This window comes from Pseudarthrobacter sp. 01T43 (assembly GCF_056398665.1).
Genome location: NZ_JBFTPV010000014.1, coordinates 37,595 through 49,434, shown reverse-complemented (window position 1 = coordinate 49,434; position 11,840 = coordinate 37,595). Strand labels below are relative to the sequence as shown.

Here is an 11,840-nt window from a genome sequence, read left to right as displayed (position 1 = left end):
ATTAAGAGTTAACCCAGATACCAGCCTGGGGGAGTCCACGACGCGGGAACGCTGTGGGCGGAGAAATCTTCGCAACGGGTGCAGGTGTAGGCGACTTCGCCCAGGGTCCTGACCGCCCCGTCACGCCGGTAAACCGGAGGGACATATGACTCAAGGTAGATAAATTCGTCCGTGCCGCACTTATCGCACGTGGGCTTGCCTACGTACTCGGTGACATGGGTGATGCCGGAGCTGTGGCTGACATGATGCGTGGCCAGCGGGCGTACGGTGTTATGTCGGGACGCAAATGCTGTATGTAAATGGGTGTTCTCGGCTGTCGTCATTGGCTGCCTTCCCGAGTACGGCCGCCCCATGGGCCGCGGGGCGCACTCGTAGTGTTGAACCGGCCACTGCTTGACCCCATGGAAAAACCAGCATAGAGGAGGCCGGGTTTTTTCTCAATGGTTTTTATGAAATATGGGTGTGGTCAGGCGGACTTCTTGAGCGTCCGGCCTACAATGGCCTGCGTCAGGGCATCGATCACTTCAGCGTTGGCCAGCGGATTGCGGATCAGGGTGAAATCGACGTCGCCCACCGGTGGTAAATCGAAGGTGCGGGTGATGATCTTCAGGTCTTCGGGGACCAGAGACGTCGGCATCACGGCGACACCGATGCCGGCCCGGAGCGCCGCCAGGACCCCGCTGATCTGCCGGGTGGTGCACGTGATTCGCCAGGTCCGCCCATGGGCTTCGAGCGCGTCGATGGCCAGCTTCCGGCTGAGGCTGGGGGAGGGATAGGCGATGAGCGGCACAGGGTCCGCAGGTTTGAGGGACGTCTGCTCCAGCCCCACCCAGGAGAACGTATCGTGCTGGACCACGGTTCCATCCTTAGCGCCGGCCACCCATTTCACAAACACCAGGTCCAGTTGACCGGCGTTGAGTTTTTTGTACAACTGGTCGCTCTGGCCAACGGTGAGCTCAAGGTTGATCTGGGGGTAGACCTGCCGGAATTCACGCAGGATCCGGGGGAGCCCGGTGATGGCCAGGTCATCGGCCGTGCCGAAGCGAAGCCGGCCGCGCATGGCGGAGCCGGAGAAGTAGCGGGCGGCGGCATCGTGGGCCGACAGGATGTTGCGTGCGAACCCGGCCATGGCGTCGCCGTTGTCCGTCAGCCGGACGTCGCGGGTGTCGCGGCTGATGAGGACGCGTTTGGCGGCGGTCTCCAGCTTGCGGACGTGCTGGCTGACTGTTGGCTGTGCCAGGCCCAGCCTTTCGGCGGCCTTGGTGAAGCTCAGCGTTTCTGCCACGGCAAGGAAAGAGCGAAGCTGCGCGGGCTCAAACACGTCGGACTCCTTTGGCGCTGGGACCGTTGGCCCGGGGCTCCATTGCGTTTCGTGATGGTAGTTATAGACACGATACGTCTACATAATCGATTGCAACCAGCCTAGCGTGGGAGCATCCCAACCCGCCCGCTTCCCTGAGGACATACTCGTGGCTCCCCCACCGCCAACATCGGCAACCGTCAGCCAGCCCGTCATCGATTCAGCGTCCGCCGCGGACTCCGCCGCAGCTTCCCCGGCCGCCGCCCAAACCCAGCCCATCGGCGTCGTCAGTGAACACCTGCCGTGGCGCCACACCTTCATCTCCCTGAAAGTCCCGAACTTCCGCATCTTCGCGATCGGGCACTTTGTGGCTGTTGTGGCCCTCTGGATGCAACGGATCGCGCAGGACTGGCTGGTGCTGGAACTCTCCGGCTCCGTCACCGCCGTGGGCATCACCGTGGCGCTGCAGTTCATGCCGTCCCTCCTGCTGGGACCGTGGGGCGGCATGGTGGCGGACCGCTTCGCCAAGCGAAAGATCCTGATGCTGTGCCAGAGCATGGCGGCCATCCTCGCCGCAACCCTGGCCGTGCTTTCCCTGACCGGCGCCATCGAGGTATGGCATGTCTACGGCATCGCCTTCGTGCTGGGGCTGGTCACGGTGCTGGACCAGCCCGCGCGCCAGGTCTTCGTCAATGAGCTGGTTGGCCCCAAGTACCTTCGCAATGCGATCAGCGTCAACTCCACCACGTTCCAGCTGGGCGGGCTGATCGGCCCGGCGCTCGCCGGCCTGCTGCTCACTGCCGTCGGTGCCGGCTGGGCATTTGCCGCCAATGCCGTGGCGTGCTGCTCCACGGTGACCATGCTGCTGCTCCTGCGGAAGGACCAGCTGTTTGTCAGCGCGCCGGCCCCGAAGAAGAAGGGCATGCTGCGGGAGGGGCTGCGGTATGCGCTCAGCAAGCCCACCATTTACTGGCCGTGGCTGATGGCCGGGTTCGTCGCCGTGTTCGCCATGAGCCTGCCTGTCCTGCTCGCCGCCTTCGCGGACCACGTGTTCGACGTCGGTGCCGGCGGCTATGGCCTGCTCAACGCGCTGGTGGCCCTCGGCGCGCTCGCCGGCGCCGTCGCCTCAACCCGGCGCCGGCAGCTGCGGCTCCGGTCCGTGGTGTTCTGCGCGGGAATGTACGGCCTGATGCTCTGCCTCGCGGCGTTGGCGCCGTCCATGCTCTGGTTCGGTGTGGTGATGGTCCTGTCCGGATTCTGGTGCCTGATGTTCCTGACCGGCTCGAACCAGCTGGTCCAGATCAGTTCGAACATGGCTATCCGCGGACGCGTCATGAGTTTATACATCATGGTGCTGATCGGCGGCCAGGCCATCGGCGGCCCGATGCTCGGGTGGATTGCCGAGCACGTTGACCCGCACATCGCCTTGCTGGTGTCCGGCGGGGTGCCGGCGCTCGCCGCGGTGACAGTCGGCGTCGTCCTGGCCCGCAAAGCTGCCTTGGGGCTCCGCGTGGACCTCAGGGACCGCCGCCACCCGGTGCGGATTGTCAGCCGGGTGGCTGCGGGCTAGGCCCGCGGGCAGGGGCCGGCGGGCAGGAACAGGGCTCTACACCGGCAGGTGCGGGTACTCTGCCTGGCGCTGCTGGAACTCAAGTACGTCCTTGTTGAGGATCACGCCCGCGCGGATTTCGGTGGCCCGCGAAATAGTCTCGTTCGCGTCCCAGGCCTCGGGGCCGCCGATGACTGTTTCCAGGAATGGCAGCAGCGCCTGGCTGATCTCCCAGCTGGCGGAGTTCCAGAGGTACGACGGGCTGTGGTCCACCGCGTAATAGTTGATGTGGTCCCCGATGGTGAACATCGGTTCGGTGAAGGTGGTGGAACGCGCCCAGCTGAAGCCCATGCCCTCGTCGCACGAAACGTCGACAATCAGGCTGCCTGGATTGAACGCTGCCAGGTCCTCGGTCCGCAGGTAGGTCAGCGGATTGTTCGGGTCCTGCAGCGTGCAGTTGACCACGATGTCGCTTTCGGCCAGGAACGGTGCCAGCGGAACCCGGCCACGCTCGGTGATGACCTGGCTGAGGTAGGGGGCTTCGGCGTCGTGATCAAACTGCACGATGTTAACCGAGTGGATCGGCGCGCCCACGGCGGCGACACCGCGGTTGGTCAGCACCTGGACGTCGTGGATGCCGTGCGCGTTCAGGGCCGTCACGGCGCCGCGGGCGGTCGCACCGAAGCCGATCACGACGGCGCTCAGCCGGCGGCCGTAGTCGCCCGTCGAGCCGGTCAGAGAGAGGGCGTGCAGCACCGAACAGTACCCGGCCAGTTCGTTGTTTTTGTGGAATACGTGCAGGCCGAAGCCGCCGTCGCTCGCCCAGTGGTTCATGGCCTCAAAAGCGATGAGCGTGAGCTTTTTGTCGATGGCCAGCTGGGTGATCGCGCGGTCCTGCACGCAGTGCGGCCATCCCCAAAGGACCTGGCCGTCCCGCAGTTCGGCCAGGTCTTCCGGCTGGGGTTTGGGCAGGAGCACGACGTCGGCCTCCGCCAGCAGCGCTTCCCGCGTGACAATGCTTCCCACGAGGGTGGAGAGATGCTTGTCCGAGACGCCGAAGCGCTTGCCGTAGCCCTCCTCCAGGAGGATGTGCCGGCGCAGCTCAGGGGCGATGCGTTCGAAATGCAGGGGATGAATGGGGAGGCGGCGCTCGTCCGGTTTCCGCGTTGAGGCCATCACTCCCAGGGTCAGCTTGTCAGCCATGATCACTCCTGTAGCGGAACCGAAGAGGTTCCTGGCTTCCGACGATACAGGGCGGCACCTAACGGGCGTTTGGGTCGCCAGGCGCGGCGGTGATTGTTCCCGCAGCTTCCCGGTGTGAAAATGACGCTCTGGGCACTGCGCCGGGCAGGCCCTGCGGAACTTACGGGAATAGCAGCATGGGATCCATCATGATTGAAAGTACCGTCCTCATCCCTTGCGCGCGTGCAGAGGTTTACGCGTTCTGCGTGGACGGGGAGGCCCGCGCCGCGGTGCCCGGCCAGGATGGCGTGACGGTGCACTTCCGGGACCAGGTGCTGGACCGTTCCTGGACCGAAGCACATGAGACCCGCACTGAAACCATCACCTGCAGTTGCGTCGTCTATCCGGTGGCAGACAGCACCCGGCTGACCGTGACCGCGCAGTATGCTCCGAAGGGACTCGGCCGGATGTTTTCCGCAGCCAAGGAGGGCGTTTACCGGAAGCAGGAGGCGGTGCGGCTGGCGGCGCTGAAGAAAGCCGTGGAGCGTGGTGTGAGGAAGGCCAAGAGTGCCCCGTAACGGGCGGGTTGTTCGCAGTGGAGCGGCTGACGGGAATCGGACCCGCGTATCAAGCTTGGGAAGCTAGCGCTCTACCATTGAGCTACAGCCGCGTGGCCCCAGGTGCGCGGGGCAGAACTTAGCTTAGCGCAGATGCGTCCGTGCGCCGGCAACGGCGACCACCGTGCGGTCCGTGTCGGGCTTAAATCCTGCCGTGCGGCGTCATCCCGTAACTCTTCAATAACGTCCCCGCCTGTGGCTAGGTGCGGGACAAAAGCACTGGCTACTGTGAACCCGTTAGCTGCAGTGTCATGGGGGTGGGGCGGGCTATCACCGCTGGACAGCCGCTAACCGAAGGATTCTCCCCATGGCATTTGCAGAACACGAGGTACTCATCCCGCGTGACGCCATGGATGTTTACACCTTCCTCATCGACGGACTGAACCTGCCGCAATGGCGCACGGGCATCCGCAGCATCAGCCTGGCTTCCGGCGCCGCCCGGACCAAGGGTGCGGTGTACCGGCAGACGGTGCTGGGCCGCTCCGGCTGGCCGGTTCCAGCCGACTTCCGGATCACCGAAGCCCGGCCCGGGGCCGAAGTCCAGTACCAGGTCATTGCCGGCCAGACCCGTCCGTCCGGCGGGTACTACCTCAGTACCGAACCGGCCGGAACCCGTGTCCGGTTCGCCCTCGAATACCAGCCCAAGGGGCTCCTGGGACTGATGAACACCGGTATCCAGAGGGCCATGAAGGCTGAAGTGACCCAGCTGGAGCGCCTCAAGGACGTGCTGGCGGTCCCCTCGGCCGCGTAGGAACGCCGGCACAGGCGTACCGGCTGGTGCCCCGTCTACTGGGCCAGCCGCTGGCCTGCCCAGCTGCCGGTGATGTTCGACGGCGATGCGAGGGTTCCGCCGGTCAGGTCCCAGTACTGCACCACGTCGTTGGCCCTGCGCAGTGCCACCCCGGTCGAGTTTAGGCCCGTGACGTCGCGCAGCGGCCGGATGCCCGTTACGTCCGTCCAGCCGGTGGCCACAGTGGCCCGGGCTTCGGCGCGCGGCGCCGGAGAGCCGTTTCCGCGGTAGAGCTGCACGGTGCCGTCGGACTTTCGAGCCAGGAGGTCCTGGAAGCCGTCGGCGTCATAGTCCACCATGCTCAGGCGGGTGGCAGAAACTCCGCCGGCCATCAGGGTGCGCGAGGACATGTCTGCCAGGCCCGCGTTCGGGTAGAGCCACAGGTTGCCCGAGGAATCCAGGGCCACGATTTGCGGGAACCGGTTGTTGGCGCACCAGCCGCCTACGGCCAGCGTCATGCCGGCCCAGCCGGACTGGCCGAGAGTGACCGCAGCGCCGAAACCGCCACCCGCGAATCCTGGATGAAGCGTCAGCCGGCCGTCGTTCCACTGGGCGAGGATGTCATAGGTGCCGTTACGGTCCCAGTCGGTGACGAATACTTCTTTGACGTTGCTGAAGAAGGAGTTGATGACCTTGGCCGGTCCGTAGGTCCTGTTCCCCGTGGAGGGACGGTTGATGAGCTCGCCGCCGGCATTCACGGAGACGAGGTCGGCGGCGCTGGTAATGGCCGCACCGCTCAGGTCAAGGGTGGGCGGCATGTGCTTGACGGAGGAATCGCACACGGTGGGCGTAGGTGGCGGGAAAGCTGAACCGCCGGTGGAGCTGCCGCCGGGAGAATTGACGGTGCCGGCCGGAAGGGTGGCGTATCCGAAGAAGTTCACCACCCCCCAGATCTTGTATGTGCTGTTCGTGTAGGAGATTCCGGCGCCCATGACGTTGAAGCGCGGGTCGAGCAGCATGGCATTGTGGCCGGGAGAGCCCTTCCACCATTCCACCAACTGTGCGGCGTCGCGGTCCGTCCGGATGGCGATGACTTCACCGGCGCTGCCCGGGCTCATGGCACGCGGATCGAGCCAGAAGTTGGCCCGGTGCTCGATCACTTCGCGGGAGGCTATATTGTCCGACCAGTCCTGGGACATGCCGGCCACCGTGGGGTTGTACTTGACCGGGGTCAGGCCTTTGGACACGCGGTACTCGTTGATTTTGGTGAAAACAATCAGGATGGCAGCCGCATTGTTGTCCGGGACCAGCGCCTCGGTGGCAAGAGTCGCGGGGGCGAGGGATTCCGTTGCGAAGGTCTGCGGGGCAGGAACCGTGGACTTGTTCTGCGCCAGTTCCTCCTCCGGAGCCCACAGGGGCGGCACGGAGGGAACCTCAGATGCGGGGGCTGCGGTCGCCGGGGCTCCGGCCGTGGTGGCAGCCGCTGCAGCCCCGGTGGCCGGTACTGGTTCCGCTGCCGCGGGCACCGGGTTCTGTGCGCCCGCGGGCGACTCCGTTGTGATCGCGGGATCCACGGCGGGGGCGAGGAGCGGCCCGCTGCCGGTATCCGCACCGGGTGCGCCGCCGGCGTCGTCCGCCGTGCCCGCGGGACCCAAGGCGACCGCGCGTGGTCCGAAGGCACCAACCGCTTCGGCCGACGGCTGGCGGGCGGGCGGGACGGAATGCAGGCCGGCGGCGGGAGAGACCAGGGCAACGGCACACAACATAGCCACAACGGCAGGCGCCGCAAAGTTTTTCAAACCAACCCCAGATCAGTTCAGTTCAGTTGTACCAGCCGGGAGACCTCCGGTGGCTGACATCCTGAGGCAACATTAGCCCCACTAGGCGACAGCAACAACGAAAAATGTGCGCTGTGGACAACGCATAGTAATTTGGGAGGCGTGCTGATCTCTGACCGCGACATTCGCGCTGAACTGGACTCCCAACGGATCGTCCTCGAACCCTACGATCCCGCAATGGTCCAGCCATCCTCGGTGGACGTGCGGATCGACCGGTTCTTCCGTCTTTTCGACAACCACAAGTACGCCCATATCGACCCCGCGGAGGAGCAACCCGAGCTGACCCGCCTGGTCGAGGTGGACCGCGGCGAGCCCTTCATCCTGCACCCCGGCGAGTTCGTGCTTGGCTCCACCTACGAGACCGTCACGCTGCCGGACGACATCGCAGCCCGACTGGAAGGCAAGTCCTCCCTCGGCCGGCTGGGCCTGCTGACGCACTCAACGGCCGGGTTCATCGATCCGGGATTCTCCGGGCACGTCACGCTGGAGCTGTCCAACATGGCCACCCTTCCCATCAAGCTCTGGCCCGGAATGAAGATCGGCCAGCTGTGCTTCTTCCGGCTGTCCTCGGCCGCCGAACACCCCTACGGCTCTGGCGAGTACGGCAACCGCTACCAGGGCCAGCGCGGGCCGACCGCCAGCCGCAGCCACCTGAACTTCCACCGCACCGAGATTTAGGCAGGTTTTCTGCCGAAAGGCGACGTCTCGGCGTTAAGGGCCCGTCTTAGCGGCGAGAGTTCGCCGCTCGATCGCGAAGCGGCGTGCAGAACGACCTGATAGTCCACTTGGCTGCGGCCGGTGGTGGCACGCGGCCGGCGCGCAAGGGGGTGGCCGGTCACCGTCTGTCCCTGCGTCCGTGGGATGTGGCAATGCTCGACGGCGTTCGGGTCATCTCGCCTGCCCGCACATGGCTGGACTTGGCCTCGGTCCTTGGCCTGGAAGACCTGTTGGCGGCAGGGGACTACTTCATCTGCAGCCAGACCAGGAGCTTCGGGCCCAGACGGGAAGCGTTCTGTTCGCTTGATGACCTCCAGGAGCAGGTGCAGTCCACTCCGGGCGTCCGGGGTAGCCGCAAAGCCAGGCAGGCGCTGGAGCTTTGCCGGGTTGGTGCTGACTCAGCGCCGGAGAGCCGGCTGCGGTTGGAGGCCCGCCAACGCGAATCGGACATCCGCCGGGACGAATCCATTGCCGCCGTTGGCTGGCAGTCCGTGACCGTGACCGCCGGCCACGTGCGGACCTGGGGATTCGACGGGTGTGCGCACCGGGTGCTGGATGCCGTGGTCCGGGCTGGCTGGCGGATCGAGCGGGGAGATCTCGGCGCTAAGCGTCGGTCATAGCGCCGGGACGTCGCCTCTCGATGGCCTCCTCGGCGGCAGCCAACCTAGGTGCGGGCAGGCTCCTGGGCCCGCGGGCGGAGTGCCTTAACCGCGGGCTCAACATAACGGGCGGCCAGTGGTCCGATGATGGCCATCAGCAGGACGTAGGCCGTGGCAAGTGCTGCAAGGTCGCGTGGGACTACACCGGAGGCCACGGCGAGCCCGGCGATGACGATGGAGAACTCGCCGCGGGCTATCAGGGCAGCCCCTGCCCGGAAACGGCCGGGCCGGCCGACGCCTGCGCGCTTGGCCGCCCAGATCCCCGTGAGCATCTTGGTGGCCGCGGTGACTGCAGCCAGGGCCAGCGCCCAGCCGAGGACCGGGGGGATGGACGAAGGATCCGTGTTGAGCCCGAACGCCACAAAGAAAATGGCGGCAAACAGGTCGCGCAGGGGCTCGAGGATCCGGGTGGCGCTGTGGGCCGTCGCACCGGAGATAGCGATGCCGAGCATAAACGCGCCCACCGCCGCGGAGACCTGCATCGCCGAAGCCACTCCTGCAACCAGCAGGGCGGCACCGAGCAGGTTGAGCAGGAAGACCTCGGAGTTTTCGCTGTGCACCGCCTTGGACACGTGGTGGCCGTGCCGCAGCGCCACCATCAGAACAAGGGTGACGACGGCCAGGGAAATGCCCACGGTGGTCAGCCCGCCCAGGAAGCTCACGCCGGCGAGGGTGGCTGTGAGGATGGGAAGGTAGATGGCCATGGCCAGGTCCTCGAACACCAGGATGGAAAGCACCACGGGCGTTTCGCGGTTGCCGAGCCGGCCGAGGTCGGTGATCACTTTCGCGGCGATACCTGACGAGGATATATACGTGACGCCGCCCATCACCATGGCGCCGACCGGACCCCAGCCGAGCAGGAATGCAATCCCGGCGCCCGGCAGGAAGTTCAGTACCAGGTCAAGAACACCGGCCTGCCATGACCTCCGCAGACCGGTGAAAAGCTCGGCAGCCGTATATTCCAATCCGAGCATAAGCAGCAGCAGGATCACACCGATTTCGCCGGACAAATGTGCGAATTCGTGCATACCATCAAGCTTGACCACCCCGCCCGCGCCGAAGGCGAGTCCGCCCACGAGGTAGAGGGGGATGGGTGACATTCCGATCCGTCCGGCCAGCCTGGCCAGCAGGCCAAGGCAGAACACAACGGCCCCCAGTTCAATGAGGGTCAGGGCCAGCGGGTCCATGGCGGTCAGCCGTTGCGGAGGATATCGGCCGCCGAGTCGAGGCCTTCTTGGGTTCCAACTGCCACCAGCAAATCACCGGAATGAAGTACGACGTCGGGTCCCGGGGAAGGGAGCACCTCGCCTTCACGCATGATCGCCACAATCGAGACGCCGCAGCGGGTGCGGATGCACGCTTTGCCCATGGGCTGGTTCTGGAACGGGGAATCAGGGGCGATGGAGAACTGCCGGGTCACAATCCCGGGCACGTCCCGGTGTTCCTCGGCCAGCTTCATGGCCAGGTGCTGGCCGCCGAGGAGGTTGCCCAGGGTGGCTGCCTCATCCCCGGTCAGGGGAATGGAGGCCTGGCAGGTGTCGGGATCGTCCCAGGTGGAAACGATGAGTTCCGTCTGGCCTTCCCGCAGCTCCACGACGCCAATGCGACGCCCGGAAGCCGTCATGAAATCCTTCCGCCGGCCCAGGCCGGGGAGGTCCGTTTCGTCCACGTTCATACTTCCAGCCTAGCCTCCGCAGGCCGTTTTCGGGTGTCAGGGCGCCGCTGAAGACAGCAGGTCAACACACCGGCGCGATGCTGCGGCCAGTGGTCACGCTATGAGGCGGGGACCAGGGCTATTGATGCCTTGCCCGGCGGCTTCACCGGAAGCAGGACCAGCAGGCCGGCGAGCAGTACCACCATGATGCCCAGGATTCCCCAACGCTGGGCCTCGCCCGGCGCCACCAGAGGAGTGGCCAGGGTGATGCACAGGGTGAACAGTGCGGGGGCCAGGAAGCTGACGGCGCGGCCGGTGGTTGCGTAGAGGCCGAACAGTTCGCCGGTCTCGCCGCCGGGTGCAAGCCGCGCCAGGTACGCCCTGGAGGATGACTGTGCCGGGCCCACGAACAGGCAGAGGAACAGCCCAAAAACCCAGAACGTTGTGGTGCCGGCCCATGCGGTACCGAAGAACACGTAGCTGCCGTTGCCCAGGACCAGGATCATGGTGCCGGCGATCAGCAGGCCCACGAGGGAGCCCATGATCACGGCCTTCGGCCCCACCCGGTCATCCAGGAAGCCGCCGATGACGGCACCCACGGCCGCCACGACGTTGCCGAAGATGGCGAAGAAGATGACCTGGGACAGCTCGAAACCGAAGGTGCCGGCCGCAATGATCCCGCCAAAGGTGAAGACTGCCGCGAGCCCGTCGCGGAAGACCGCGCTGGCGAGGAGGAAGTAGATCGTGTGGGGGCTCGTGGCGTAGATCGCCTTGATCCGGCGGAGCAGCAGGCCGTAGGAGGCGAAGAAGCCCAGCTGTTTTGCCCGCGCCGGCCGCGGCAGCTCCGGGACGGTGAACAGGACCGGGAGGGCGAAGATGAAGAACCACAGAGCTGAGAACACGGCCACGAGCCGGATATTGAGGCTGCCTTCCGTGGAGGCGCCAAACCATTCGAAGCTCGGCTGCACAAAGAGTTGCAGCACTACCAGCAGGGCCACGATGCCGCCGAGGTAGCCCATTCCCCAGCCGAACCCGCTGACCTTGCCGATGTTTGTCGGGGTGGATACCTGGGTGAGCATGGCGTTGTAGTTGACGCCGGCAAATTCAAAGAACACATTCCCCAGCGCAATCAGGGAGACGCCCAGCAGCAAAAACTCCGGCCGGGGGAAAACAAAGAAACACAGCCCCGTGAGGATGGCGACGGCGGCCGTGTTGACTCCCAGCCACAGCTTGCGCCGGCCTCCGTTGTCCGAGCGTTGCCCCGTCACCGGAGCGAGCAGGGCGATGGCGAGGCCTGCGATGGCCAGCGCACCGCCAAGGATGGCTGAGGCCTGGTCCTTGTCCCCGAAGGCGTTGGAGGTGAGATAGACGGTGAAGACGAACGTAGTCATCACCGCGTTGAACGCCGCAGAGCCCCAGTCCCAGGCGGCCCAGGCGAGCACGTGGCCCTTGCGGGTGGTCCGGGTTCCGGACGCGAGTTCCGATGGCGGTTGGGTGGCCTCAGCAGCGCTGGCGGTGTTCATAGGCTGAATCGTATCCGCCCGTGGCGAACAGGGCGGGCATAATACGCCTGACACCCGGCAAAATCGAGCGC

At 65.6% G+C, this 11,840-nt stretch carries 12 protein-coding genes and 1 tRNA gene; 5 read left to right on the top strand and 8 right to left on the bottom strand.

All coding sequences use genetic code 11. From position 1 onward, the window contains the following. Positions 1-8 precede the first annotated feature (8 nt). Together AC1DIM_RS13545 and AC1DIM_RS13540 are read right to left on the bottom strand one after the other, a co-directional pair. A complete protein-coding gene (locus AC1DIM_RS13545; RefSeq protein ID WP_477711016.1) occupies positions 9-323 on the bottom strand; it encodes a hypothetical protein in 315 nt (104 codons plus the stop codon). A 143-nt stretch (positions 324-466) separates the two neighbouring features. Further along, complete coding sequence (locus tag AC1DIM_RS13540; RefSeq protein ID WP_477711015.1) at positions 467-1,321, bottom strand: LysR substrate-binding domain-containing protein; 855 nt, start codon at positions 1,319-1,321, stop codon at positions 467-469. 148 nt (positions 1,322-1,469) lie between these two features. Here AC1DIM_RS13540 and AC1DIM_RS13535 point away from each other — a divergent pair, with 148 nt between their 5' ends. Continuing rightward, on the top strand, positions 1,470-2,870 hold the full coding sequence (locus tag AC1DIM_RS13535; protein ID WP_477711014.1) for an MFS transporter: 1,401 nt from the start codon (positions 1,470-1,472) through the stop codon (positions 2,868-2,870). A gap of 36 nt (positions 2,871-2,906) precedes the next feature. Here the strand turns inward: AC1DIM_RS13535 and AC1DIM_RS13530 are convergent, their stop codons facing one another. Continuing rightward, entirely contained in the window at positions 2,907-4,052 is a 1,146-nt protein-coding gene (locus AC1DIM_RS13530) for a N(5)-(carboxyethyl)ornithine synthase (protein ID WP_477711013.1), read from the bottom strand. Positions 4,053-4,240: 188 nt separating this feature from the next. Here AC1DIM_RS13530 and AC1DIM_RS13525 point away from each other — a divergent pair, with 188 nt between their 5' ends. Further along, positions 4,241-4,609 carry an SRPBCC family protein gene (locus AC1DIM_RS13525; RefSeq protein ID WP_477711012.1) on the top strand — a complete coding sequence of 123 codons (369 nt, stop codon included), beginning with the start codon at positions 4,241-4,243 and terminating at the stop codon, positions 4,607-4,609. A gap of 18 nt (positions 4,610-4,627) precedes the next feature. Here the strand turns inward: AC1DIM_RS13525 and AC1DIM_RS13520 are convergent. Continuing rightward, a tRNA-Gly gene (locus AC1DIM_RS13520) sits at positions 4,628-4,701 on the bottom strand. Between the two features lie 254 nt (positions 4,702-4,955). Between AC1DIM_RS13520 and AC1DIM_RS13515 the strand changes: the two genes are divergently transcribed. After that, positions 4,956-5,399: an SRPBCC family protein gene (locus tag AC1DIM_RS13515; RefSeq protein ID WP_477711011.1), complete on the top strand. Its 444-nt coding sequence runs from the start codon at positions 4,956-4,958 to the stop codon at positions 5,397-5,399. Between the two features lie 35 nt (positions 5,400-5,434). Here the strand turns inward: AC1DIM_RS13515 and AC1DIM_RS13510 are convergent, their stop codons facing one another. Continuing rightward, on the bottom strand, positions 5,435-7,144 hold the full coding sequence (locus AC1DIM_RS13510) for a CAP domain-containing protein (RefSeq protein WP_477711010.1): 1,710 nt from the start codon (positions 7,142-7,144) through the stop codon (positions 5,435-5,437). Positions 7,145-7,318: 174 nt separating this feature from the next. Between AC1DIM_RS13510 and dcd the strand changes: the two genes are divergently transcribed. Continuing rightward, positions 7,319-7,894, top strand: coding sequence for a dCTP deaminase (gene dcd / locus AC1DIM_RS13505; RefSeq protein WP_477711009.1), 576 nt, complete (start codon positions 7,319-7,321; stop codon positions 7,892-7,894). A gap of 83 nt (positions 7,895-7,977) precedes the next feature. Beyond that, a complete protein-coding gene (locus AC1DIM_RS13500; RefSeq protein WP_477711008.1) occupies positions 7,978-8,553 on the top strand; it encodes a hypothetical protein in 576 nt (191 codons plus the stop codon). A 44-nt stretch (positions 8,554-8,597) separates the two neighbouring features. On the opposite strand, the gene AC1DIM_RS13495 is transcribed toward AC1DIM_RS13500, so the two are convergent. The 3 genes from AC1DIM_RS13495 to AC1DIM_RS13485 all read right to left on the bottom strand — a co-directional run bounded on the left by AC1DIM_RS13495 (position 8,598) and on the right by AC1DIM_RS13485 (position 11,769). After that, a complete protein-coding gene (locus AC1DIM_RS13495; RefSeq protein ID WP_477711007.1) occupies positions 8,598-9,779 on the bottom strand; it encodes a cation:proton antiporter in 1,182 nt (393 codons plus the stop codon). Positions 9,780-9,784: 5 nt separating this feature from the next. After that, positions 9,785-10,267 carry a cation:proton antiporter regulatory subunit gene (locus AC1DIM_RS13490; RefSeq protein ID WP_275215155.1) on the bottom strand — a complete coding sequence of 161 codons (483 nt, stop codon included), beginning with the start codon at positions 10,265-10,267 and terminating at the stop codon, positions 9,785-9,787. Between the two features lie 98 nt (positions 10,268-10,365). Then, positions 10,366-11,769 (bottom strand): MFS transporter, encoded by a 1,404-nt coding sequence (locus tag AC1DIM_RS13485; protein WP_477711006.1) that lies wholly within the window; start codon positions 11,767-11,769, stop codon positions 10,366-10,368. Positions 11,770-11,840: the final 71 nt, after the last annotated feature.